The sequence below is a fragment of the Pseudomonas sp. MTM4 genome (assembly GCF_019355055.1).
In the GTDB taxonomy this organism is placed as follows: Bacteria; Pseudomonadota; Gammaproteobacteria; order Pseudomonadales; family Pseudomonadaceae; genus Stutzerimonas.
Genome location: NZ_CP048411.1, coordinates 879,686 through 904,511, shown reverse-complemented (window position 1 = coordinate 904,511; position 24,826 = coordinate 879,686). Strand labels below are relative to the sequence as shown.

Annotated in this window: 22 protein-coding genes; 8 read left to right on the top strand and 14 right to left on the bottom strand. The window is 59.6% G+C overall.

Annotated features, from left to right (window positions below; translation table 11 throughout):
* Positions 1–86: 86 nt before the first annotated feature.
* On the bottom strand, positions 87–1,559 hold the full coding sequence (locus tag GYM54_RS04030) for a methyl-accepting chemotaxis protein (RefSeq protein WP_197445127.1): 1,473 nt from the start codon (positions 1,557–1,559) through the stop codon (positions 87–89).
* Positions 1,560–1,641: 82 nt separating this feature from the next.
* Complete coding sequence (locus tag GYM54_RS04025; protein ID WP_197445126.1) at positions 1,642–2,463, bottom strand: TatD family hydrolase; 822 nt, start codon at positions 2,461–2,463, stop codon at positions 1,642–1,644.
* A 178-nt stretch (positions 2,464–2,641) separates the two neighbouring features.
* On the opposite strand from GYM54_RS04025, the gene GYM54_RS04020 reads away from it, so the two are divergent.
* Complete coding sequence (locus GYM54_RS04020) at positions 2,642–4,045, top strand: transglycosylase SLT domain-containing protein (RefSeq protein ID WP_181104098.1); 1,404 nt, start codon at positions 2,642–2,644, stop codon at positions 4,043–4,045.
* A gap of 31 nt (positions 4,046–4,076) precedes the next feature.
* On the opposite strand, the gene GYM54_RS04015 is transcribed toward GYM54_RS04020, so the two are convergent.
* The 5 genes from GYM54_RS04015 to GYM54_RS03995 form a co-directional block, all read right to left on the bottom strand.
* Positions 4,077–5,087, bottom strand: a complete 1,011-nt coding sequence (locus tag GYM54_RS04015; RefSeq protein ID WP_181104096.1) for a lipase secretion chaperone — start codon at positions 5,085–5,087, stop codon at positions 4,077–4,079.
* 47 nt (positions 5,088–5,134) lie between these two features.
* Complete coding sequence (locus tag GYM54_RS04010) at positions 5,135–6,073, bottom strand: triacylglycerol lipase (RefSeq protein WP_181104094.1); 939 nt, start codon at positions 6,071–6,073, stop codon at positions 5,135–5,137.
* A gap of 302 nt (positions 6,074–6,375) precedes the next feature.
* The gene (gene greB / locus GYM54_RS04005) at positions 6,376–6,873 is read right to left on the bottom strand and encodes a transcription elongation factor GreB (RefSeq protein WP_181104092.1); all 498 of its coding nucleotides are present in this window, start codon (positions 6,871–6,873) and stop codon (positions 6,376–6,378) included.
* Between the two features lie 58 nt (positions 6,874–6,931).
* Entirely contained in the window at positions 6,932–9,433 is a 2,502-nt protein-coding gene (locus GYM54_RS04000) for an ABC transporter permease (protein WP_181104090.1), read from the bottom strand.
* Complete coding sequence (locus tag GYM54_RS03995) at positions 9,430–10,116, bottom strand: ABC transporter ATP-binding protein (protein WP_197445125.1); 687 nt, start codon at positions 10,114–10,116, stop codon at positions 9,430–9,432. Before GYM54_RS03995 ends, GYM54_RS04000 begins: the two co-directional genes overlap by 4 nt.
* A 10-nt stretch (positions 10,117–10,126) precedes the next feature.
* Here GYM54_RS03995 and GYM54_RS03990 point away from each other — a divergent pair, with 10 nt between their 5' ends.
* The 3 genes from GYM54_RS03990 to GYM54_RS03980 all read left to right on the top strand — a co-directional run bounded on the left by GYM54_RS03990 (position 10,127) and on the right by GYM54_RS03980 (position 12,088).
* Positions 10,127–10,732: an arylesterase gene (locus GYM54_RS03990; RefSeq protein ID WP_131651508.1), complete on the top strand. Its 606-nt coding sequence runs from the start codon at positions 10,127–10,129 to the stop codon at positions 10,730–10,732.
* A 44-nt stretch (positions 10,733–10,776) separates the two neighbouring features.
* Entirely contained in the window at positions 10,777–11,058 is a 282-nt protein-coding gene (locus GYM54_RS03985; protein WP_181104086.1) for a hypothetical protein, read from the top strand.
* 67 nt (positions 11,059–11,125) lie between these two features.
* Positions 11,126–12,088 (top strand): L,D-transpeptidase family protein, encoded by a 963-nt coding sequence (locus tag GYM54_RS03980; protein ID WP_181104084.1) that lies wholly within the window; start codon positions 11,126–11,128, stop codon positions 12,086–12,088.
* An 84-nt stretch (positions 12,089–12,172) separates the two neighbouring features.
* Here GYM54_RS03980 and GYM54_RS03975 read toward each other — a convergent pair whose 3' ends face one another.
* Positions 12,173–12,427 carry an Lpp/OprI family alanine-zipper lipoprotein gene (locus GYM54_RS03975; protein ID WP_131648997.1) on the bottom strand — a complete coding sequence of 85 codons (255 nt, stop codon included), beginning with the start codon at positions 12,425–12,427 and terminating at the stop codon, positions 12,173–12,175.
* Positions 12,428–12,838: 411 nt separating this feature from the next.
* Here GYM54_RS03975 and GYM54_RS03970 point away from each other — a divergent pair, with 411 nt between their 5' ends.
* Positions 12,839–13,129, top strand: a complete 291-nt coding sequence (locus tag GYM54_RS03970; protein ID WP_131648930.1) for a GNAT family N-acetyltransferase — start codon at positions 12,839–12,841, stop codon at positions 13,127–13,129.
* 46 nt (positions 13,130–13,175) lie between these two features.
* On the opposite strand, the gene GYM54_RS03965 is transcribed toward GYM54_RS03970, so the two are convergent.
* Positions 13,176–14,252, bottom strand: coding sequence for a 3-deoxy-7-phosphoheptulonate synthase (locus GYM54_RS03965; protein WP_197445124.1), 1,077 nt, complete (start codon positions 14,250–14,252; stop codon positions 13,176–13,178).
* A 275-nt stretch (positions 14,253–14,527) separates the two neighbouring features.
* Between GYM54_RS03965 and GYM54_RS03960 the strand changes: the two genes are divergently transcribed.
* The gene (locus GYM54_RS03960; protein WP_197445123.1) at positions 14,528–15,481 is read left to right on the top strand and encodes a putative 2-dehydropantoate 2-reductase; all 954 of its coding nucleotides are present in this window, start codon (positions 14,528–14,530) and stop codon (positions 15,479–15,481) included.
* 281 nt (positions 15,482–15,762) lie between these two features.
* The gene (gene cysB / locus GYM54_RS03955; RefSeq protein ID WP_131648927.1) at positions 15,763–16,737 is read left to right on the top strand and encodes an HTH-type transcriptional regulator CysB; all 975 of its coding nucleotides are present in this window, start codon (positions 15,763–15,765) and stop codon (positions 16,735–16,737) included.
* Positions 16,738–16,782: 45 nt separating this feature from the next.
* On the opposite strand, the gene GYM54_RS03950 is transcribed toward cysB, so the two are convergent.
* On the bottom strand, positions 16,783–17,517 hold the full coding sequence (locus GYM54_RS03950) for a phosphoadenylyl-sulfate reductase (RefSeq protein WP_197445122.1): 735 nt from the start codon (positions 17,515–17,517) through the stop codon (positions 16,783–16,785).
* Positions 17,518–17,702: 185 nt separating this feature from the next.
* Here GYM54_RS03950 and thrH point away from each other — a divergent pair, with 185 nt between their 5' ends.
* The gene (gene thrH / locus GYM54_RS03945) at positions 17,703–18,320 is read left to right on the top strand and encodes a bifunctional phosphoserine phosphatase/homoserine phosphotransferase ThrH (protein ID WP_197445121.1); all 618 of its coding nucleotides are present in this window, start codon (positions 17,703–17,705) and stop codon (positions 18,318–18,320) included.
* Positions 18,321–18,453: 133 nt separating this feature from the next.
* On the opposite strand, the gene GYM54_RS03940 is transcribed toward thrH, so the two are convergent.
* From GYM54_RS03940 to GYM54_RS03925, 4 genes are read right to left on the bottom strand one after another with little or no spacing between them, the layout of a single operon-like run.
* Positions 18,454–19,260, bottom strand: a complete 807-nt coding sequence (locus tag GYM54_RS03940; RefSeq protein WP_197445120.1) for a hypothetical protein — start codon at positions 19,258–19,260, stop codon at positions 18,454–18,456.
* Between the two features lie 2 nt (positions 19,261–19,262).
* Entirely contained in the window at positions 19,263–20,483 is a 1,221-nt protein-coding gene (locus GYM54_RS03935) for a phosphoenolpyruvate carboxylase (RefSeq protein ID WP_197445119.1), read from the bottom strand.
* On the bottom strand, positions 20,480–21,121 hold the full coding sequence (locus GYM54_RS03930) for a hypothetical protein (protein WP_181104067.1): 642 nt from the start codon (positions 21,119–21,121) through the stop codon (positions 20,480–20,482). The genes GYM54_RS03935 and GYM54_RS03930 overlap by 4 nt, the downstream gene beginning before the upstream one ends.
* Positions 21,121–24,795 (bottom strand): ATP-binding protein, encoded by a 3,675-nt coding sequence (locus GYM54_RS03925; protein WP_197445118.1) that lies wholly within the window; start codon positions 24,793–24,795, stop codon positions 21,121–21,123. Before GYM54_RS03925 ends, GYM54_RS03930 begins: the two co-directional genes overlap by 1 nt.
* Between the last annotated feature and the right edge of the window lie 31 nt (positions 24,796–24,826).

The window sequence follows — 24,826 nt, the reverse complement described above, 5'->3', positions numbered from 1 at the left end:
GGCCGTCGAGGAGGTTGCTGAGAGCTGTCAGCTGTCGGCCCATCACCGGCGCAAGGTTAAGCTGATCTTGCGCCGGCGAGGATTTGTCACAGCTTGAATTGCTGAATCGCCTTGCTCAGCTCTCCAGAGAGTGCCGCCAGCTCGGAACTGGTGGTAGCCGACGCGGCGGTCTGTGTGACGGTCTGTTCGGTGACGTCACGAATGCCGGTCACCGAACGATTGAGCTCTTCGGCCACATCGCTCTGCTGCTCGGCGGCATCCGCGATCTGCGTGTTGCTCTCACGCATCTGCGCCACAGCCGCGGTGATCGCTTCCAGCGCCAGTCCCGCCTCACGAGCTTCGTTCACGCAATCATCGGCTTTCAACGAGCTTTCCTGCATGAATTCCACCGCATCGCGGGTCATGGCCTGCAGTCCCGCAATCATCTGAGTGATTTCGTCCGTCGACACTTGTACGCGTTTGGCCAGATTGCGCACTTCATCGGCGACCACCGCGAAGCCGCGACCCATCTCGCCGGCACGAGCCGCTTCGATGGCGGCATTCAGCGCGAGAAGGTTGGTCTGCTCGGCGATGCTGTGAATGACGCTGACGACGCCGTTGATCTTCTGGCTGTCGGCGGCAAGCTGGCTGATCGTCTCAGCCGTCTGCTGGACACCTTTGGACAGGCTGGAAATGGAGCGTTCGACGCGGGTCACGACACTGTGCCCGTCTCCTGCGAGGCGGTCGGCATGTTGGGATTGGTCCCGTGTTTCCCGAGCGTGATCGGCGATGTGGTGGACGGTCGCGGTCATTTCGTTGATCGCGGTAGCCGCCTGATCGGTTTCGCTCTTCTGGCCGAGCATGCCTTGGCGAACATCGCTCATGCTCGAAGCCAGGCGACTGGCTCCTTCATCCAGGCGTGTCGCAGCCTGGGTCACAGTACCGACGATGCGCTGGTAGCCGGCCTGCATGGCATTGAACGCGGCGGCCATCTGTCCCACTTCATCGCGGCTTTCCAGCGGTACTCGTACGGCAAGATCACCGCTGCGCTCCACATGCAGCATGACGTCTTTCAAGGTGTTGAGATGGCTGAGGAGGAAGCGAATCATCACCTGCGAAGCCGCCAGCAACGCCAACATCAGCACAGCGACCGCCAGCGCGTAGCTGAAGAAGTGCTCCTTCAGCAGCTCCAAGACGCTGGGTGTGCGAGCCAGAACCGCAAGGTGTTCGCCGCCTGGCCTGGCAATCAGCTGCGCGCCAATGACCGGGGTGGTCGCGAAAAAACGGTCGTGATCGACGTCCACCCAGCCCTGGCGCGGCGCGACGCTTTGGCCTTCGATGACTACCGGCTGACCTGCCGTAAACACCTGTAGATCAGGGTGCCGCGCAACCGCGCCTTCCTGCGGCCAGCTCTGCAGCACGCTGGCCATTTCTTGGGCGCTGGTCTGCGCATCTTGGCTGCGTGCCCGCTGCTCGAGCTGTAACGCGAACAACACCAGCAACAGGGTGGTGACGAAGGTCACCATATTCAGGGCCCAGAATTTGTACTTCAGGGAAAGATCGCGAATCCAAAGAACCATGAGCGCGCTTCTTATGTAGTGGCAGGAGGTGTTTGCTAAACGTTGAGAACCAGTTCTTATAACGGCAGGACAACGTCTGGCTTTAGGGCTGTACAGGCTCAGCCAGATACGAAATACCAAAAAACGTCTGGGCGCACGCGGTACTGGAGGCAGCCAGTTCCTCTTCGCTTACGCGGCAATGGCGGGCGACCTCACGCAAAACCTCCGGCAGAAAGGCGGGTTCGTTCTGACCACCCTTGGGTTTGGGCCGCAGCGTACGGGGCAGCAGGTAGGGCGCATCGCTTTCGAGCATCAGTCGTGCTGCAGGAATCTCGCGAACCAGTGGATGCAAGTGGGTGCCGCGACGCTCGTCGCAGATCCAGCCGGTGATGCCGATGTGCAGGTCGAGATCCAGGTAGGCATAAAGGGCACGTTTCTCCCCGGTGAAGCAATGCACGACCGCAGCGCTGAGCTGATCGCGAAAAGGTCGCAGGATTTCTACCAGGCGCTGATCGGCGTCGCGCTCATGAAGAAACACCGGCAGCCCGGTCTCCACCGCCAGCTGCAGATGCTCTTCCAAAACCCGATCCTGTTGAGCGCGAGGGGAGAAGTCGCGGTTGAAATCCAGGCCGCACTCACCGACTGCCCGAACCTCCGGCTCGCCGAGTAAACCTTTGAGTTGGGTGGCGGTTTCAGCGGTCCACTGGTTTGCATCATGAGGATGAATGCCCGCCGTGCAAAACAAGCGTTGCCGGCTTTCATCCAGTTCGCGGCAGAGCGCCAAAGCCGCTTCGCTTTCATCGATGCTGGTGCCCGTCAAAATCAGCTGTGCGACGCCGGCCGCGTAGGCGCGATCCAGGATCGCGCGTGGGTCGCGGGATAGGCTCGGGTGGGTCAGGTTGACGCCGATGTCGACAAGTTGCATGAAACTGTCTCGCTTATAAGATGAAAATATAACGTTATCTATCAATAGATTAGATTCGTTATCTAATGCTAGTTGAAAGCTATCGCTGGCGGCTCAGCAACGCCTGTGAGAACCTTCGCCACCTCTCGGCAGGGGTGGCCCATCCCTGCTTTTGTTCCGTTCGAGCGCATAAGCCTAAATGATCCGCCTATTGTCCCTGCTGTGTCTGCTGATGCTTGCATCCTGGCCAGCCGCTGCGCGCGTGGTTGGCCCGCAGGCATGGCAGCCGACGGAGACGGTACGCGATCTGGCCGAGATTCGCCGCAGCGGGACGTTGCGTGTGCTGGTCAATCAGAGCCGCAACAGCTCGGGCGAGGTCAAGGGCGAAGCCATCGGTGTCGAATATGTGCGTCTGCGTGCATTCGAGCAGTTTCTCAATCGCGGTTCGAAGGGCTCGATCACCCTGGAAATCATTCCGAAAGCCAAAGACCAATTGCTTGGCGCGCTGCAAAGAGGTGAGGGTGATCTGGTTGCGCCGGGAGAGCTCCTCGATCTTGGAGCGATGCGCAGGGTAAGTCGCAGTCGGGCTGTTGTCGACGAGGTTCCGATGGTGCTGGTGGGCCGACAGGGCGGCCATCGCTATAAGAGCTTCGAACAGTTGTCGGGGCGCAGTCTGGCGTTGCCGGCTGGCAGCGCTGCCGGCGCTGCGCTGGAAGCCATTAACCAAAGCTTGATGCAGGCTGGGCGTGCGCCGATTGCAGTCGAGTGGGTCGACCCAACGCTTGCTGTGGAGGATGTGCTGGAGATGGTGCAGGCCGGCGTCTACCCCGCGACCGTGGTCGAGCAGACCATCGCCGAACGCTGGGCAAAAGTGCTGCCGAAGCTGCGCATCGAATCGCAGCTAACGCTGGGTAAGCGCGCCGATATGCATTGGTTCATGCACAAGGAAGCGAGCACGTTGCGCGCAAACGTTGACCGCTTTCTCAAGGGCTACAGTGCACCGGATAACCAGGACGCCGCTTTCGTTCGGGTCTATCGGCGTCTCTACCGGGTGCAGTATCCACTTGATCGCGTCGGGCGACAGCGTCTGGAGAAGGTACGTCCGACTCTACAGCGGCATGCTCAGCAGCAGGATATGGATTGGCTCAACCTGGCCGCGCTGGCATTCAAGGAATCGACCCTCAACCCGGCGGCTCGGGGCGCATCCGGTGCTACTGGGCTCATGCAGGTCACCCCGGCCACCGCCCGAAGCATGGGCGTTAGCAATATCGGTAAGCTGGACAACAACGTGCTGGCCAGCGCGAAGTACCTGGCCAAGATCCGTCGCGAATTCTTCGCCAGCCCCAGGCTGAACGAACGCGAACGCATGGCGTTCGTCCTGGCTGCCTACAACATGGGGCCTCAGCGGGTGCAAAGCATGCGGGCCGAGGCCCGCCGACGTGGGCTGAACCCTGATCAATGGTTTTTTCAGGTCGAACGGATCGCCATGGAAACCATGGGTATGGGCGTGGTCAGCTACGTCAACGCGGTGAACAAGTACTACCTGGCCTATACGCGCGAGCGCTATCTGCTCGAAGGTGGGCCGCAAAGCGCCGCCAACTGAGCGCTTTGCCATCCTGTTTTTCCAGAAGCTGCTAGTCGCGTTCGACTACTGAATGTTCAGCAACCAGCAGGCGCTTGCGCTCGTTTTCATCGAAACGCTCTGCGGCCAAGCGCTCGATAGCGGCGCGTTTTTCTGTCTCGCCAAGGCCACGGCTATTTTCCACAAGGGCTTTTTCTTCGAGATAGGCTGTCACTCGTTGCTGCCATTGCTGTCTTTTTTGATCGAGCTGTTCCAGGCGCTCTGTTGCGGCATTGCCCAAAAGCTGCTGGCGCAGCTGACGCAGCTCCCCAGTAGCGCCGCTGGCTTGCAACGCTTGTGTCTGCTCGCGTAGCTCAGCCTGCAGCTGCGGAACGAGCGTAACCAGTAGGTCGGCCGGCAAGCTTTCTCGCAGGCGGTCGATGGCGGCTCCCTTCGCTGCGGCATCGAGCGTTGAATCATGTCGAATCGCCAGCCTTTCCAGCGTGAAACTATCGCTGGCTTCATCCAGGCCGAAAAATGCCTGATGGACGTGGTCGTCGAATATCCCGGCGCGCAGCAGCCGAACCGCGCTCAGGCGTTCACGCATGGCATTCAGATCGGCCAGTAGCACATGGTCCTTTTCAAGTATTAGCAGTTGCCGTTTGTAGTCGAGGTACTGGCCCAGCAGGCGCAGTGCCTGGCCTTCGGCGGGCTGCGAAAGCTGCTCTTCGACATGTCGACGCAGGCGGGTAACGCTGGCGTCGATCGACTCCTCGCCAATCGAGGCCAGGAAATAGTCGAAGACACGACGGATATCGCCGTCGATTATCAGCTCGCCATGGGAATCCGTTCGAAGTCGACCGTCGACTTCCGTGCCGGCGAAGGAGGCCGGAAGGCGGCGGGTTGCCTGGGTTTGCACCGTCGGTTGGGCTGGCGAGAGGCTTCTTGTCTGGGTCGGTGCGGATAATTTAGCGACCGGTAGCTCAGGCGTTACGGAGGTGGGCGCCGGCTCAGCCGTACTACGCCAATCGATCAGGACGCCAATGGCCACGGCGAGAACGAACAAGATCGCAAGTTTTTTCATCGATATGCCTTGTGTCAGAGCCGGGGCCGATTGGCCCCGGCCGCAGCTCATAGACCCGCGTTCTTGAGGCGGTTGGCATGCTGACGGTATACGGTCAGCGGATCGGTTTCGAACAAGCTGGTCAGCCCGAGAACCTGGTTGACCTCATCCAGATGGTTCATCCGATAGTTGTCGCGGATCACCATGCCAAGGTGAGAGCTGCAGCGCCCGACCAAGCCGTCGTTGGGCCCATCGAACGCGAGTGAACCGGCGCCCATCATGGCGTCGCTGATGTCCAACGGATTGGTCAGCGGGCTGGTACCGCTCCAGGAGTAGTAGCGCACGCCGTTGACCTTGTACGCTCCTTCGCCGCATTTGCTGGTCGGGATGCCCTGTGGGTATTTCGCGTTGAAGCGCGCTGCGCCCTCGCTGTTGAGCGATTCGAGTGACCCGAGCGAGTTCTGTGGCGCGGTGCTCGGGCTGCCGGAGAGGAAGTGAATCAAGGCGCCCATGGTATTGACCAGGCCGGCTACGATGGCCTCGCCGCCAGAGCCCTCCGGAATCTTGCGGATCAGATCGGCCACATCCGAACCCTTGTGAGGTGCGCCAACGGACGTGACCGACGCAACAAGATCGGGACGTACGGCGGCGACGTAACGCACTGTCGGGCCGCCGTGACTATGGCCGATCAGGTTCACCTTTGATTTGCCGCTGATCGCGACAATCTCCTCAACCTGATCCAGCAGTTCTTCGCCACGGAGTTCCGAGGTGTTGAGCTGGCTGACTTCAGTCACATAGACCTGCGCGCCGTCACGCCGAAGCGCATGCGGAATGCCATACCAATAATCGATCCCCAGAATGCTGTCGAAGCCGAGCATGCCGTGGGAAAGGACGATCGGGTAACGCGTCTGGGTGTAGCCGCTCGAGCCGAACAGGCCTGCATGCACTTGGCTGCTGGCCATGGCGGCACCGAGACATAGAGCGATCAACGTCTTCTTGTTATTCATGGATGCACTCAATCAGTAGGTGAATCGGGCATTGAGCAGTCCCTCGCCATTCACCGCGCGCTGCGCGTACTGCCGCCGAACAAGCGCAGCAATCGTGCCAATTCCACAATGATCGTGAGCGTCCGCTCTGGCGTGGCGCCCCCAGCGTCGCTGATATCGTTTAGCTATCGCAATGCGCCGATTCGCCTGTTACCGGACGGAACGCTGATGTGGGTAAGAAAGTGATGGTCTCGACAGTTAAAGACCATATCGAAGAAGTTCGAGAAGGATGTCGACTAGTTAGTCATGTAAAAACTGCTCGGTCATGGATAGGCGATGCCGATTATGTACCAAAGTTTCGGGCCGGTTGGCGTTTGCACCTGCACCTCGGCATCCAGTGCTTTGCCAACCAATGCTCTGGCCAACGGAGAATCAATGCTGATCAAGCCTTGGCGCAGGTCCAGTTCGTCCGGTCCGACGATACGGTAGCGGGCCTGTTCACCCTCTTCATCTTCTATGGTCACCCAGGCGCCAAAGTACACTTTGTCCGGATCGCTCGGCTTCTGGCTGACGGTCTTGAGTTTTTCCAATCGCTTGGTGAGAAAGCGCACGCGGCTGTCTATCTCCCTTAGCATTTTCTTGCCGTAGGTGTATTCAGCATTTTCGGAGCGGTCGCCCTGTGCCGCTGCTTCGCTAACCGCCTGGGTGACTTGCGGACGCCTGACATGCCAGAGCTCGTGCAGCTCGGCACGCAGCCGTGCCTCCCCCTCGGGCGTGATCAGTGGTGTGCCGGCGGGGCGGGGAGGTCGATAGCGGCTCATAGGTTATCCGGGGGAAGGCAAGAAAGGCACATTCTAAAAGCACTTGCGCTTCGCTGGCTTAGCTTTCGCGAAGCACACTAAGTGGGCTGGCGTTCAATGCCCGGCGCGTACCAAGCACGCCGGCTGAACCGACCAGCAGCGCGCCAATCGGTGGCAGCAGCAGGAGCCAGGGATGGGGCTGCCAGCGTAAATCGAAGGCGAAGTGATAGAGCAGGGCGCTGACCAGTTCGCAACCCAGAGCGGCAAGCAGACCACTGGCCGCGCCGAGTACACCGAATTCGGCACGTCTGGCTTTGAGCAACAATCGGCGCTCTGCGCCCAGCGCGCGCAAAAGTGCGCCCTGGCGGATGCGTTCGTCCAGCGTCGCCTGCAGCCCCGCGAACAGTACAGCCAGGCCCGCCGCCAGAACGAACATCAGCACATATTCCACCGCGAGTGAAACCTGCGCCAGGATGCTGCGCAGCTGACTGAGCAGGGCTTCGACCTGCAGTATGGTGGCCGATGGGAAGTCTCGTGCCAGCTGCACCAGCTCGCGATCCTTGCCTTCGGGCAGGTGAAAGCTGGTCATGTAGGTGGCCGGCACATCCTGCAAGGTGCCCGGCTCGAAGATCATATAGAAGTTAGGCTGGAAGCTGTCCCAGTTGACCTCGCGCAAGCTTGTTACGCTGACGTCTCGGGTCAGCCCGCCGACTGTGAAGCTGAGCCGGTCGCCCAGCTCCACCTGCAGACTTTCGGCCAGTTCGGCTTCGACAGAAACGCCCGGTAGCTCGCTGCGTTTACCGTCCCACCAATGGCCTGCCGTCAGATGGTTGTCGGAAGGGAGCTCAGCCGCCCAGGTCAGGCTCAGGTCCCGGCGAATCGCTCGCTCGCCCTGGCTTTCCTTGCTGACCAGCTGACGTACCGGCTCACCGTTGATCGCGACCAGGCGACCGGGTACCACCGGATATAAGGGTGCGCTGTGATCCGACAGGCTCTCGATACGTTCGGCGAACGCATCGCGGTCAGCCGGCAGAATGTTAAGGACGAAGTGGTTGGGTGCGTCGTCTGGTAGCTGGTCTTGCCAGGTATCGAGCAATTCGCCGCGCAGCAGCGCAATCAGCGCCATGGCCAGCAAAATCAGCCCAAAGGCCAGTGATTGGCCGGCGGCCGCAAGCGGGTGGCGGAGCAGTTGTCCAAGACCGAGACGCCAGCGCAGCGAGGCGCCCGAAAGGGTGCGGCGCAATCCGCGCAACGCCAGCAACAGCAGCCCGCCGAGTACGAGGGTGGCAAGCAAGCCGCCACCTAGCAATGCCAGGGTGATCTGCAAGTCCAGGCTCAGGCGCCACATGATCAGCCCTAGAGCTAACACCGCGGCTCCATACACCAGCCAGGAGCTAGGTGGGACCGGCAACATGTCACGGCGCAGCACCCGCAGTGGCGGCACGCGGCCTAACGCAGCCAGCGGCGGCAAGGCGAAACCAGCCAGGGCGACCAAACCTGTGGCGATCCCTGCCAGAGCAGGCCAGAGCGTGGCCGGTGGCACTTCGCTGACCACAAGGTCGCGCAGCAGGATAAACAGACCATGTTGAGCCGCCCAACCCAGCAACGCGCCGGCTACGCTGGCAACCAGGCCTAGATAACCCAGCTGCAATGTGTAGAGCGTCAGCGCCTCGCGCCGGGACAGCCCAAGGCAGCGCAGCAGGGCGCTGGCGTCGAAGCGGCGAGTGGCGAAACGAGCGGCGGACAAGGCTACCGCGACACCGGCAAGCAGCACTGCGGCCAGGCTGGCCAGGTTCAGGTAGCGCTCGGCGCGCCCCAAGGCACCACCGATCTGGCGATTGCCGTCCTTGGCTGTCTCGATGCGTTGATGCGCTTGCAGCTCAGGTTTAATCGCCTCTTCATAGGCTTTGAGCTGAGTCGCTGAGCCGCGCCAGAGTTCGCGATAACGTACGCGGCTACCGGGCTGCACGACGCCGGTCGAATCCAGGTCGTCGAGGTGCATCAAGACGCGAGGGGTCAGGCTGTAGAAATCTCCGACTCGGTCCGGTTCGTAAGTCAGCACTCGAGTCAGCTGCAGTGGCTTGTTACCGACCTCGATGTAGTCGCCGATCTGCAGATCGAGCGCGGCGAACAGGCGCGCTTCGGCCCAGGCCTCGCCTGGCTGCGGGCCGGGGCCGGATTGTTCCGGCTGGTAAGGCGCCGCCGCGCTGCGCAGTTCGCCGCGTAGTGGGTAGTGGCTGTCAGCGGCCTTGACGCTGGTCAGTTGCAGATTGTCATCGGTCGCGACGACGCTTGAAAACTCCACCACACCTGAGTGCTCGAGCTGTAGGCGCAGGCCAGCTTCAATCTGCGATGGCTCGGCGGGTTCGCTGCCCCGCAAGACCAGATCAGCACCGAGAAACTCGGTGGCGCGCAGCAACATCGCATCGTTCAGGCGTGCGCCGAAATAGCCGATGGCGGTGCTTGCCGCGACGGCGATCAGCAATGCGAAGAACAGCACGCGCAGTTCCCCGGCGCGCGCGTCCCGTAACAATTGGCGCAGCGCCAGGGCAGCCAGTCGGCTGGCGGGCACGCGCTTCATCGCGTCTGCTCGTCGCGCAGTTCGCGGCCGCCTTCCAGGCGGAGCAGGTGCTGGCAGCGCTGTGCCAGTCGCTCATCATGGGTCACCAGTACGAGTGTCGTGCCACGCTCCCGATTCAGTTCGAAAAGCAGTTCGGTGATGTTCGCGCCGGTGTGGCTATCGAGATTGCCGGTCGGCTCGTCGGCAAACAGTATTTTGGGTTCCGCGGCGAAGGCTCGGGCGACCGCGACACGTTGCTGCTCGCCACCAGACAGCTGGCGAGGATAGTGGTGCAGGCGAGCGCCGAGGCCGACTCGTTCGAGCAGTTCGGTCGCCTTCGTCTGGGCATCGCGGCGGCCATGCAACTCCAGTGGGAGCATGACGTTTTCCAGCGCATTAAGGCTGTCGAGCAGTTGAAACGACTGGAAAACGAAGCCGACATGTTCAGCACGCACCCTGGCGCGCTGATCTTCGTCCAGTTCGGTTAATGAATGGTCAACCAGTCGCACCTCGCCCGAACGGGGGAGGTCCAAACCGGCGAGCAGGCCGAGCAGGGTCGACTTGCCGGAACCTGAAGTGCCGACGATAGCCAGGCTGTCGCCCTTGTTCAGGCTCAGGGACACATCGTCGAGTATCGCCAGCTCGCCTTCCGCGCTGGGTACCGCTTTGCTAAGGTTCCGGGCGTAGAGAATGCTGGCGCTCATGGAGATTCCGATGCGAAATTGGCTTAAATGTGGAGTTCTGGTGCTGTTGTGCTGGGCTCAGGGAGCCTTGGCGGGAACGGTGCTGGTGGTCGGGGATAGTATCAGCGCCGCTTTCGGGCTGGAAACCAGCCAGGGGTGGGTCCATCTGCTTCAGCAACGTCTTGAAGATGAGGCGTTGGATCATCGGGTGGTGAACGCCTCGATCAGCGGCGACACCAGCGCCGGCGGGCTTTCCAGGCTGCCCGCGCTGCTCGATGAGCATGAGCCAGAGGTGGTGATTCTGGAGCTGGGCGGCAACGATGGGCTGCGTGGTCAGTCCCCGGCGCAATTGAAACAGAATCTTGCGGCGATGACCGAGATGTCGCAGCAGGCAGATGCCAAGGTGCTGTTGCTGGGCATGCGGTTGCCGCCGAATCTCGGCCAACGATACACCACGGCGTTCGCCCAGGCGTTCGACTCGCTTGCCGCCGACAAAGAACTGCCTTACGTACCGTTTTTTCTTGAAGGCGTAGGCGGGGTCGAAGGCATGATGCAGCCCGATCGCATCCATCCTACAGCCAGCGCGCAGCAGAGGCTGCTGGATAACGTCTGGCCAGTGCTCGAACCCTTGCTTTGAGGTGCGCGCGCGGCTACTGTCGCGGCCCTCGATTGGAGCCTCAGATGCCGCGCCCAGCCTGGACCCTATTTGCCTATCGCCTCATCGTCCCGGACGAGCAGTTCGACCTTTTCGCCTGTCGCGAGAATCGTCTGCATCTGGCGTTGCGTCAGCTCGAATTGAGTGGCCGGGGTGATCGTACGCTCTGTGGCGGTTTTCTGCCTGCGCGACCGCACTGGCAGGATGTCGAGCGCTCTATTCTCAAGAGTCGCCAGCTCTGTCCGGCATGCCGCGACGCGCTGAGCGCACAGCGCAAAGGCCTCTCGTCTGCCGTTAGCGCCTGGTAGCTCGGCTGCCGCCATCGCTTCGAGTACAATCACCGGCAACACGATCAATTTTTCCAAGGAACCCCTGATGCTCTCGCGTGCGTCTGTAGTCGCCTCCTGTTTGTCCTTCGCTGCTTTGCTGTTGGCCGGCCGCTCCGCTGCGCTGGAGTTGCCGTTGCCCCCGGAAGGCGAGGACGTGGTTGGGCAGATCCAGGTCATCAAGGCCAAATACGAAGACACCTTCGCGGCGCTGGGCGAGACGCATGATCTGGGCTATCTGGAGCTGGTTGCGGCTAATCCGGGAGTCGATCCATGGCTGCCGGGTGAAGGTACCGACATCATCCTGCCGACGCGCTTCATTCTGCCGCCCGGTCCGCGTGAAGGCATCGTGATCAACCTGGCTGAGTATCGGCTGTACTACTACCCGAAGGGCGAAAACGTCGTACACACCTTTCCCCTTGGAATCGGGCGGGAGGGATGGGGTTCGCCTGTAGGCAATACCCGCATTTCAGCAATGACCAACAATCCTGCCTGGTATCCGCCGCAGTCGATTCGAGACGAGCACGCCGCCGAGGGCGATCCGCTGCCGAAAGTCGTCCCGCCGGGGCCGGATAACCCGCTTGGCCCGTACAAGATGACGCTGGCAATGCCCGGCTACCTCATCCACGGTTCGAACAAGAAGTTCGGCATCGGCATGCGTGTCAGTCACGGTTGCTTCCGCATGCTCAATCACAACGTGCTAGAGCTGGCCGGGCGGGTCAAGGTCGGCACTGCGGTGCGGATCATTGACGAGCCCTACAAGTTCGGTGTGAGCCAAGGCAAGATCTATCTGGAGGCGCATACGCCGTTGCAAGACGAAGACAAGCACATGACGCTCATGGATAAGCACGCCGTAGTGGTCAATACGCTGCTTCAGCGTGATGAAGCGGCCGGTGTGCTGCAACTGGATTGGGAAATGGTGCGGGAGATCATTGCTGGTGAAGACGGCTTGCCGATTCAGATTGCCGAGCAGGGGCAGGCATTGGCCAGTCAGGACGACCCGATCTTCTGACAGCAGCTGCTAAATCGAGAGGTTAATCCGTCACCCATAAAAAAGCCGACCTGGAGCAGGTCGGCTTTTTTTATCGCCTGAAGCTTACTTGCGGCTGGCACGTTCCAGCATACGCAGCGCACGCTCATTGGCTTCGTCAGCAGTCTGCTGAGCCTTCTGAGCAGCCTGCAGAGCCTCGTCGGCCTTGCTGTACGCTTCGTCGGCACGGGCCTGAGCGCGGGCAGCGGCGTCTTCGGTCGCGGTCAGACGGGCTTCGCCTTCCTGAGTCATGCTGTTGCTGCACCCAGTAGCCAGAACTGCGGCGAAAGCCAGAGCAGAAAATTTCAGAACGTTGTTCATCGTGTTCCCCTTAAGGATGAAATCCATGGCAACTCCCGTTATGGAAAGTTGGCGCGCACATACTACCGATTAGTTGCGCTAAGTAAACTGAGGCAAGCAGCGGCTACCACAATTTTTCTGCAAGCTCATTCTTTCACGGCATATGCTAGCCAGATTGGCTGAAAAACAATCAGAACCAGCGTTGCACTCGTTACATGGACCAGTCGGGATGCTGAAAAGTTGCACTTCGCAGTGCTACGTAAATCAAAAGCATCAATCCCCCAGGCGTAGAGGCATCACTAGCTTTAAGCAATTGAAGCGACGTCTTACATAGCGGTAGCATGCGTCGTCAAACAAACAAGAAAATGGGGAATGTGCGGGCTCCGCATGCACCTCTCAAGTTGAAGGCAGCAAGCCTGCTGAGGAGGCTAGATGACCGACAAGCTAACCATCCACCATGACCGGACGAGCCACCAGTTCGAAACTACCGTGGACGGCTATCGCGCCTACCTGGCTTATGTAGATTTGGGTAAGCAGACCCTGGATATTTACCGGACGTTCGTGCCTGATGCGCTCCGCGGCCGTGGCGTTGCAGCTGTACTGGCGCAGCACGCGCTGGATTACGCCAAGCGCGAAGGCTATACGGTGATTCCATCCTGTTCGTACGTAGAGCGGTATATCGAGCGACAGGGCAACTCTACGGATACTATCGAAAGTGAATAAAAGGAAAACGCCGGCAAGCGGCGTTTTCTCGAACCAGAAATAGCCGTCAACCGCGGGCGCGCTTGGGCAATACATCCTTCAGCTTTGCATGCATGCCAAGAATGGCTTTCTCGGTGGCTTCCCAATCGATGCACGCGTCGGTAACGGATACCCCGTATTTCAGGTCCGACAGGTCTTTTGGAATAGGCTGATTACCCCAGCCCAAATGGCTTTCCACCATCAATCCGACGATTGAGTTATTCCCCTCGAGGATCTGGTTGGCCACGTTTTCCATGACCAAAGGCTGCAGCGCAGGGTCCTTGTTGGAGTTCGCATGGCTGCAGTCGACCATGATGTTGGGGGTAACGCCAGCCTTGTTCAATTCCTGTTCGCACACCGCCACGCTGACCGAGTCGTAGTTTGGCTTGCCATTGCCACCGCGCAGTACCACATGCCCGTAGGAGTTGCCCTTGGTGGTCACGATGGATACGCCACCGGACTGGTTGATACCGAGGAAACGGTGCGGGCTGGAAACGGATTGCAGCGCATTGATGGCGACGGTCAGGCTGCCGTCCGTACCATTCTTGAAACCCACTGCAGAGGATAGACCTGAGGCCATCTCGCGGTGTGTCTGGGATTCAGTGGTGCGGGCGCCGATTGCCGACCAGCTGATCAGGTCCTGCAGATATTGCGGTGAGATGGGGTCCAGCGCTTCGGTGGCGGTAGGCAACCCCATCTCGGCGAGGTCCAGTAGCAGCTTGCGACCGATATGCAGGCCGTCCTGAATCTTGAACGAGTCGTCCATGTAGGGATCGTTGATCAGGCCTTTCCAGCCGACGGTGGTGCGTGGCTTCTCGAAGTACACCCGCATGACGAGAAACAGGCTGTCGGACACCGTCTCCGCCAGGACCTTGAGGCGTTCGGCATACTCATGCGCGGCCTTGAGATCGTGGATGGAGCAGGGACCGATTACCAGAAACAGGCGGTGGTCTTTGCCGTCGAGAATGTCGCGGACAACCTGGCGCCCGTGTGAAACGGTCTGCAATGCCGTGGCGGTCAGCGGGAGTTCACGCTTCAGTTGCTCCGGCGTGATGAGGGTCACGTTGGATGCAACGTTTAGGTCGTCGATTGGTAGATCAGCCATCTGTCACTCGTCAGGGTCACGTGAGTCGTCCGCCAGCCATCCCGGTGCGGCGGAGCGGAGCGTTGGGGCGCAGCGGGGAGCGGAACCTTATCGCGTATTGCCTCGCCTCGACAATAATCTTGAAGCCGGACTGCACTGCGGTGTGCTCAATGTAGGTTCGCGCCCGGAAAGCGGGCCGCTAGCGGCGGCTGGGCGCTGCCTTGGGACGCTGATAAGGTGGCGACTGCAAGCGCGCCATTAATGGCGTCCCACTGAACCGTAGATGGAGTTCCTGCATGACCGCACCCAACCCTCGAATCGGAATCATCGGTACCGGTGCTATTGGCGGCTTTTATGGCGTGATGCTCGCCCGCGCTGGCTATGACGTGCACTTTCTACTGCGCAGCGAATACGAAACGGTCCTGCAGCGCGGGCTACGGATAAACAGTACGGTGCATGGCTCGTTGCACCTGGATGCGGTGCAGGCCTATCGCAGCGCTGCGGATATGCCCAAGTGTGATTGGCTGCTGGTTGGTGCCAAAAGCACCAGTAATCCAGAGCTGGCCCCGTTGATCGTGGAGGCGGCGGGAGAGGATGCCAAGGTTGTGGTCTTGCAGAACGGTCTGAGGGTTGAGGAGGACCTGCGTCAGGTTCTACCGAACAACATTCATCTGCTTGGTGGCCTCTGTTTCATCTGCGCGCACCGCTCGGCGTTAGGCGTCGTCGAGCATCAGGCGCTTGGCGGGGTCAACCTTGGCTATCACTCGGGTTCGGCTGCAACCCTAGAGCAACAGCAGGCGCTGGTCGAAGAGGGCGTGGCGATGTTCCGCGCGGCGGGAGTGGATTCCAACGCGGCCGACAATCTGGCGCAGGCACGCTGGCAGAAGCTGGTGTGGAACGTACCGTATAACGGCCTTTCTGTGCTTCTGAATGCCGGCACGGCGCCCCTAATGTCCAATCCGGACAGTCGAGCGCTGGTCAGGTCAATCATGCTCGAAGCCTGTGGAGCCGCAGCGGCTTGTGGTCATCCGCTACCTGACGTGCTCGTGGATCGGATGATGATGGCCACTGATCATATGCCCAATTATCTGCCGAGCATGTATCACGATCATGCGCACGGGCGCCCGTTGGAGCTCGATGCGATCTATGCCGCTCCGCTGACTGCAGCTGCGAATGCCGGGTTTGCGATGCCCAAGACCGAGGCTCTGTACCAGGCCTTATGCTTTATTGCTGGGCGCGCAGCCCGCTAGCCAACACACTTAGGGTAGCCTCTATCGGCCGTCCGGCAGGCGTTCGGCGCGGTAGTTTTTCTTGGGGCTGCTACGCTCAAACGACGCCGCGATATCCTTTAATGCTCGCGGCCTCGGCGTCTCTGGCTGCGATCACACTCTACGTTGCAAAGGTTGCCGCAACGTGACGTCGTCTGGATGCTACGAGCGATACATACGGAAATGACCTAGAATTCCGATTTTCTGGCGCAGAAGTTATAAAAGGTGGCGTTCAAGCGCCATTGGCATTTTGAGGGATCTCTATGAAGCTTCAGCAACTGCGTTACATCTGGGAAGTGGCGCATCATGACCTCAATGTCTCGGCAACGGCGCAGAGCCTGTTTACCTCTCAACCTGGCATCAGCAAGCAAATTCGATTGCTCGAAGATGAGCTGGGTGTCGAAGTCTTCGCTCGCAGTGGAAAGCATCTGACCAGAGTTACTCCGGCTGGTGAACGAATCATCACCACAGCCGGCGAAATCCTGCGCAAATGCGAAAGCATCAAACAGATCGCCCAGGAATTCTCCAACGAGAAGCGTGGCACATTGAGTATCGCGACCACTCACACGCAAGCTCGTTATGCCTTGCCGCAGGTGATCCGCACCTTCATCAAACAGTACCCCGACGTCTCCTTGCATATGCATCAAGGCACACCCATGCAAATTGCCGAAATGGCCGCTGACGGGACTGTGGATTTTGCCATCGCCACCGAAGGTCTGGAGCAGTTCGGCGATCTGGTGATGATGCCGTGCTATCGCTGGAACCGTTGCGTAGTCGTGCCGCAGGGACATCCCCTGACAGAACTGGACAAGCTCACCCTGGACGCGCTGGCGGAGCATCCAATCGTGACCTACGTGTTTGGTTTTACCGGGCGCTCCAAGTTGGACGAGGCATTCAGCCACCGGGGCTTATCGCCCAAGGTAGTGTTCACGGCGGCGGATGCAGACGTTATCAAGACCTATGTTCGGCTGGGATTGGGCGTAGGCATCGTGGCGCGGATGGCGGTCGATGCCAAGCTTGATCCGGATCTGGTGGTGCTGGATGCCAGCGAGCTGTTCGAAGCCAGCGTCACTAAGATTGGCTTCCGCCGCGGTACCTTTCTGCGTGGCTTCATGGCAGATTTCATCGAAACCTTCGCACCGCATCTCGATCGAGAAATGCTCGAGAAAGCCGTGCAATGCCGAAATAAGGTCGAGCTGGACGAATTGTTCCAGAACGTCGAGTTGCCGACCTATTAAGAGCAGCGGCACGCCTCAAGCCAAGGCTGCCGCTTTTGATTGTCTTTACTGCTTCGCGATCAGATTGCCGGCGTGCAGGCCGCATTCTTTCTGCGTGGATTCCTCCCACCACCAGCGGCCTTCGCGCTCGTGCTGGTTCGGCAGTACCGAGCGTGTGCAAGGCTCGCAGCCGATGCTGATGAAGCCACGCTCGTGCAGGCTGTTGTAAGGCACTTCCAACATGCGGATATAGCCCCAGACTTCCTCGCTGGTCATCTGCGCCAGGGGGTTGAATTTGTACAGTGTGTGTTCAGGCGTTGAAAAAGCACTGTCGACTTCCAGCACCGAAACCTGACTGCGAGTGCCTGGGCTCTGGTCGCGGCGCTGGCCAGTGGCCCAGGCGCGAACGCCGGACAGTTTGCGCCGAAGCGGCTCGATTTTGCGTATGCCGCAGCATTCGCCATGGCCGTCGCGGTAGAAGCTGAACAATCCTTTTTCGTTGATCATCGGCTGGAGCAGGGCAGGATTGGGCGTCATGATCTCGATCGCAATGCCGTAGTGCTCTCGCACCTGCTCGATGAAACGGTAGGTTTCGCTGTGCAGGCGGCCGGTATCGAGGCTGAACACTTTTACGTTTTTGTTCAGTTTCCAGGCCATGTCCACCAGCACGACGTCTTCAGCGCCGCTGAACGAAATCCACAGGTCATCTCCGAAGAGGTCGAAGGCGAGCTTGAGAATCTCTTGCGGGGATTTGCCGGCATAGGCCGCGGCCAGCTCGGCTACTTCAATTTGGTGAGTCATCAGGCGGCTTCCTTGATTGGCGCTTGGGCGCTCTGCTGGCCGCGGATGGTAACAAATAGGCTTTATGACGCTAAATAACGTTTGCTGAGGCGCCGCCTAACTTTAGTGAATAAGGCGTCGCGTTGCACCGCTCCGCCCTTGTCGTTAGAGTGCCGCTTCAATTTTTCTGCTTTAAGGAGTGGCCCGTGGAAATAGCCTGTCTTGACCTGGAAGGTGTGCTGGTTCCGGAAATCTGGATCGCCTTTGCCGAGGCCACTGGAATCGAATCCCTCCGGGCGACCACGCGGGACATTCCTGACTATGACGTGCTGATGAAGCAGCGGCTGCGCATCCTTGACGAGCACGGTCTGAAATTGTCGGATATCCAGGCCGTCATCGCGACCCTGAAACCGCTCGACGGCGCCGTCGAGTTCGTCGACTGGCTGCGCGAGCGCTTCCAGGTTGTGATCCTGTCGGATACGTTCTATGAGTTTTCGCAGCCGCTGATGCGTCAGCTGGGCTTCCCGACGCTGCTTTGCCATCGCCTGATCACTGACGAATCAGGGCGTGTCGTAAATTACGAGCTGCGCCAGAAAGACCCCAAGCGGCAGTCAGTGATCGCGCTGAAGAGCCTGTACTACCGCGTCATCGCGGCGGGCGACTCCTACAATGACACCACCATGCTGTCCGAGGCGCACGCCGGCATCCTCTTCCATGCACCGGACAACGTCATCCACGAGTTTCCGCAATTCCCGGCTGTGCATACGTTCGAGGCGCTGAAGCAAGAATTCCTGAAGGCGTCGAACCGAGAGCTATCGCTGTAAGCGCGACGGTTCAAGCGACGCAGCAGGAAGAATCGAGATCAGGTCGATGGCCAGCGACGAGCGGTGACAGGCTCGACTTGATCTTCGAGTGGCGTTTCAAGCTGCCGGTGAGTTGTGCCTCAGGCTCACACAGCTAGCGCATTACCAACTGTAAGGCTGCATCAAATGCCAGCATGTGCTGCTGTTTGATGCTCAGCCGCTGCTCACGCATTGCCTGCCAGACGGGCCGCCAACCACCTAGTTCAAGTTCATCGAGGTGCTTGCTTTGGCGGTATTGGCGCTCGAAATGATCGCGGTGGCTTCTCTCCATAAGCTTATCGCCGAGTGCGGGAATTAACAGGCCGCGGGCTGACATGCTGACCGCGATAACAAGACCCGCCGGATCGAAATCGGGAAAGACATGCAGACACACCGACTCGGGTAGTTGTGCAATCAGCTTTCGCGCGCCGCGAGCCAGTCCGCCATGGCCTCGGTACAACACCAGCGCGTCGTTGAGCGCTTCGGGGATGCGGTATTCCTGCCACTGGTCAAAGCTGTCCAGGTTCTCTACCAACACGAGATCGCGAACCTGTGCCAAGGCTAGTCGGTCCAGCGGGACTCGTAGGCTGAGTTCTGCGGGCGACTGCGGCAGAGGCGCGGGCAGGTTACCCTTGACCAGTACGAAGTTATCGCCCGGGCGTTCCGCTCCTCGCTTGTCATCTCGGAATTGGCGGGCAATCTCTGTGCGATTACCGGCAGGCGGTGGCGTTATCGGATCCCAGCCCTCAACTCGAAGAAAAAACGTACGCAGCGCCCGGTAATCGGCGTCGTTCAATTTTAGTTTTCCACTACGCGGTGTACCGATTTCAACGTGGCGGCGAATATCCTCCCAGATAGTACCGAGCGGCACCGCGAGTGGTTTGTTCCGCACCGCACGGTGGACAGCATTGAGATGGCGCATCTCTAGGCTAGCCACAAGGCAATGTCCCGCACGATGTAGTTGCCGCTGTAAATCGGATGGGACTCGCCCTGCAGGTCCAGTTCGAAATGGCTCTTCTGGTCATCGGGCAGGGCGTCGTAGCCGCCGATCACCTGATAGAGCCAGGATTCCGTTTCCCAGGGCAGCGCCTGTTGTAAATGCCAAGTCAGGGCTGTGACGGGGTGACCGTTCTCTATCACATGGCAGAGATAGTCCTGCACTGCTTCCTGAATCGGACTGGTTTGCACCTCGAAGCCTTCGACTTCCTGCAGCAGCAACTCTTCGGCTTCTGGCGGCGGGGTGAGCATATTCTCCGCTTGTTGCGAGGCCTTGATTTGTGCGAGCAGGGCGAGCAGGTCGGCTTCATGACTACTGGCATGGATGTTAACTGCGGCTGGGCCCAGGGTAGGCGGGGCCAGGCTGAAAAGCTGCGGCAACTGTGAGCGGGCCGTGTGGTTGCCGACCTGATAGTCCGGTTGCTGCTCGCCGTGCAGCAGCCAGCCCTTGAGCAGCAGGGTGCGGCCTTGAATCTTTCGGAAGCGGCCCAGCAGCTCCAACAAGCGGCCCTGGACGATACTCAGCTCCTGCGAACAGGCACTGACGCTGCGTTGCAGGCTGGCCACCAGTAGGCGGCGTAGCTCTCTTAAATCGCCCGCAGTATCTGCTAGCTCCTGGAAATCGATCATTTCCAGCCCATTGAGCAGTTCGCTCACCTGAGACTGGGCCAGCTCGTTTTCGCGGATTTTCGCAGTCAGGCTGCCGACATAGCCGAACTCGTTATTGATCCGGCTCCACAGCACTCGAATGCTGTGGCTCAGCCCTTCGGTAAAGCTGTAGACGTGCTCGCGTAAATCGGCCAGATAGGCGTCTGCCGCTGGAAAGTCACCCTGGTGATGGGCTTCCTTGTAATGCGCAGCCAAGGTCTTGAACGTAGCAAGCGTCGAGCCGGTGTTGGCGTCGATCTGCCGATTGCGGTCGTCGCGCAGCGCTTCCTCGAGTAACGCGCGCACCACACGGCGCAAGTGCAGATCGGAGCCAGGCTCGGGGCGATACAGAATGCCGTCCTTGATCAGGCGCTCCTGTACGCCGGGCTCGAGGCTCTGGTCAGGCACAGAGCCCGCCAGATAGGCGCCCATAATTGGTTCGGCATGGCGCCCCAGCTGGCGCAGGAAGCGCACGCCGGCCTGATGCAGGTTGTTGTTCATATCAGATTGCCCTGGCTGGAGGCTTCGGCACGCTCCTCCAGTGCCAGCCCTTCTGCTTCGTCGATGAAACGGATCACTTCGTAGAGGTAATCCAGCTTACCGGTGCCGAGAAATATCTGTTTGTCGGGATTTGGGCGCAACAGATAGCCTAGTTCGCACAGCTTTTTAAATACCTGCTTGATCTGAGCGTCGACGTTGCTACTGGTAGAGCGAAACAAGGCGTAATGGCTGATACGGTTGAGCTGCTCGCGGAACGCCGGCGTGTCTTCGACGATGCTTTGCAGTTCGTTGAGACGAATCGGGCTTCCTTCAGTCAGCGGGGCATCCTGAGCGCTGGCTTCCTGTACCAAGACCAGCCACTCCGCGAGCGGCGTCAGCGCATTGCAAATGTCGCGGAATTGCTGGCTGACGATCCGTCGCTCGGCGTCTCCCAACTGGCGATAGCCGCAGAAGAACACGTCGGCGTCGGCAGCGCCCCCGACCGTGGCGACAACTCGGTTGAGGGTGTTCAGGTACTCGTCCACTTGTTCGCGGTTGGCCGGGTTCTTCAAGAATCGCCAGCCTTCTTCATTGCTGGTCCGGCAGATGAAAGCCCCTTGCAGCAGCAATTCAATCACGTTGCCTTTGATGGATAACATTAGACGGTCTCCTCGGCCATGCGCGCCTTGAGGCGTTCGCCGATCACGTCCAGACGCGGTTTGACCACCTGCAGCTGGCGGGTCTGTTTGTTGACAATGTAGCGATTGGCAAACAGCGACAGCACTTCAGAGTCCGGGTTAGGGAAAGCGCCGAGGATGCGGATCGAGTTGTTGCCGCAAGCATCGAAGATTTTCTTCACGTTGGCGTGGTGTAAGGTGCCCAGCTCGTCGATCGGCCAATGAATAACCGCGGGCGCGTTACCTCGTAGCAGCCGAGTGAACGCCAGCAGAAACTTGCAGAGAATCAGATAAGCCATCCCGTGACTGGAGGATTCATTGAGCTGGCGGTCGGTGCGGATGACGAGATCGCTTCGACCTTCACGTAGACGCAGTTCGATTTCCAATAAACCTGCAATACCGCTGTTCAACGCAGAGCGGCCAAGAACTTCCAATGCGCGGCGCATGCTGCCGGTGTAGTCGCCATTGGGCAGCTCGGCAAAGCCGCTTTCTTCCCAGGCTAGGTAGGCACGAGCGAAGGCACGCAGCTCCGGCCAGAACTCCAGTTCGGTGATGCGTGAGCGAATCGTCACCGCGGAATTGGATACGCCTTCGAGAAGCAGGTCCTCGCTGACTTCCCGAGTGATGCGGGCGCTCTGGTTGGCGATGCGCTTATCGATGTCCGTCAGAATGTCGAAGAAGGTAAACAGCTCGTTACCAAAGATCCGCCCTTGCTCGCGCAGGCCGTTGAGGCTTTGCGGAACCAGCTTGTTGAGCAGCTCGTCGAGCGCCGGTACCAGGCGGCGATAATCCAAGCTGGGGATGCCACGTTCGTTGATTCGGCTGCATTCTTCACGGCTGCGCTCCCAGGTTTCCGCCAGGCTGGAGCCGGACTTGCTTGCGATGAGGGTGTCGAAGCGGTCCACGTGCTGTTTGATGGCGGCGAGCAGGGCGTCGCGGTGATGCAGTTGCTCCTGGCCGTGCCGCAGACGCTCATCGAGCTCGCCTTCTGCGAGCGTGCCTTCGCGCGGCAGCTTGAGCTCGCCCAAACGACGCAGCAGTGTCTTCAGGCTGTCCAGCTGGTCGCCGACAACGCCTTGGGCCTGCTGAGCCTGTTGCTTCTGCTTTTCCAGAGCTCCGCGGTTGGCCTTGAACCGGGTAGAGGCGGCATCTAGCTGCTGCTTGAGATCGGTGGCCAGTACTTTCTGGCTGGTCAGCTCATCCTGCAACCTGGGTTTGACCTTCAGCCAGCTCAACGCATACCACTCCTGGTAGCGGTTGACTTCGGCTCGGCGGGCTTCGGTGTCCCTGATGCGCTGGTCGAGCGTGCGCAGATCGGTTTTGAGCTGGATCAGCTGGGTTTCATCCACACCGCGAGATTTCAGTTCGTTCTGGTACCACTGTTCACAGGCCTCCAGTTCGGTCTTACCAGTGCGACGCTGGTTGTCGATCTGGGTCTTGAGCTGCGCCAGCCGTTGATCCAGATCGCCGATCACCTGCTGCCAATGCGCAAGAGTTTCCATTCGTGCTTCCTGGAATTGCGCTTCCAGCTCTTCCTGCAGGTTTTCCTGTTCCAGCTGGAGTTGTTTGATCACATTGTCCAGCTCACTGAGCTGTTTCTTGGCTTCAAGTCGCCGTTCGGCTAAGGCAGCCTCCAGACGCCCCCTGAGCGCAGCACGTTCTTCCTTAAGCCGCTGATGATCGCCCTTGCGGTTCTGAAGCTCGGTACGTGCTACCACAAGGCGGGGGTTAAACGCTTCCAGGACGGCGCTGGTTTCCGCCAGTTCCTGCTCCGACTGCTGCTGCTGATGCTGCGCATCCTGCAGGTTGTCTTCGGCGAGCTGCAGACGATGGCGCAACTCGGCTTCGCTAGCCGCATGCTCCGGTGTTTCCAAGGCAGCCAGTTCGAGGTGCACGCCATACAGGCTATCGCTCTGCAGCTCGCTGAGTACGGGTTTCAGGTCGGTTCGCTGCAGCAGGGCAGGCTCGATCACCTTCCCCAGCTGCAATTCCCAACCAGGCTGTTCGCGGCGCAGGAATTCGAGCAAGGTGTTCTGGCGTGGGTAGAGGAGCTGTTCGGCCTCGTCCCGCGTCCGCTGACGCTCGGCTACGCGGCGAGCGGCCAGGTTGAGTTGCTGGCTGCCTTCTTCTCGCTGTCGCAGTAGCTTGCGTTCTTCTTGAATCAGGGTATCCAGCGTCTGGCTGGCTTCTTCTCGCTTGTGTTCGGCATCATCCAGGCGGCGGTCGAAAATGTTCAGGCTAAGGACTTCTTCCTCGCTGTAGCTGAAACTGGCGATCTGCTGTTCCAGGCTGCGCTGCTCTAGCTGGACGGCGTGTTTCTGCTCGCGAAAGCGACCGTCAGCTTCCTGTTGGCGATTTCCAAAAGATTTCTCCAACTGGCCAATGGCGCTGTTCTTCTGCTGGTTGCGTGCGGCCAGCTCGTCGTGTAGCTGACGCTCCTGATCGTGCAGGCGCTCCAGCGCTTCCTGCTGTTGCTCTTGAATCTCCTGTTTGCGCTCCAGGTAGGCGTTTTGGACGTCTGCATGCTGCTCGGTAAGCAGTCGCAGCCGCTCCTTGAGATTGTTGAGTTCAAGCTTCCAGCCATCGAGCTTTTCCAGGTCGGCCTTGGCCTGATCGATATTGACGTCAAGGTAACCCTGATATTGCTCCTCGATGTGCGTCAGCTGAGTTTCTGCGCTTTCAATTTGGCCTTGGGCCTGGGAAAGCGAGAGGGAAAGTTCGTCGCGCTCGTCGCGCCACTTTTCTTCAAGCTGCTTGAGCGCGAAACCGGTCTGTTCGAGCGTGTCCTTGAGTTGTTCCTGGCGCGCAAACAGCACGGGCTCGTCAGTGCGATAGGCCAACAGCAGGCCGCTCAGGCGAGCCTCGCAGCTTTGCAAGTCCTGATGATCGCCTTCCAGCCGGGCGAACTCCGGTCGAATCGCATCGAAGCCCTGGATCAGCTGGCTGTCGCGAATCCAGTCCTCGACCCGCTGAGGGTTCAGGTGAGTAGTCGGCGGTGTCACACCATCCTCTTCGAGAATGGCCGCGATCATCGACTTGATAGTCTCCATCTTGCCTTCGCGCGAATGCACGGCGCGCACCAGCTTTTCGATATGCCGTAGAGAATGCTCGCCCGCGCACAGGGAGAACTGGCGAGCCAGACTGCGCAGCTCGCTGCGCTGGTTATCGGCAGCGAGCAGGCTGCGATCGTTTTGAATGATCGCGCGGAACTGACGAGTGTTCAGCTGATTGGTCGTGGCCACACCCATCTGTTTGAAGTGGCGGCCCAGCTCATTCATGGTCAGGCAGCTGATGCGGTCGCCCTGGCGGTTCTTAATGTAATCGTCCAGGTCGAACGCCTTGAGCACTAGGCGGTAGTCAACACCCTTGCCGTCACTGGCGGCTGCGAGCACGGCCTGACACAGCTCGTCGTCCATACGCCGGTATTCGAACACGATGAAGCTCTGGTCCGTAGGTAGATACCAGCGCTCGAAACTGTCGCGCGTTGAGGGCACTACGCGGCTCGGGTATTCGCCATAAAACACCGGTACCAGGCGCTGGAGGGTGGTTTTACCGGAAGCGTTGGTACCGCAGATGTTGGTGTGATCATCCACCACCAGCTCGACCACACCCTTGAGGTGGGTGTTTATGAGAATGATGCGATTCAGGCTGGGCATTGGGTTTCTTCTATCAATGGTTATGTGTCCG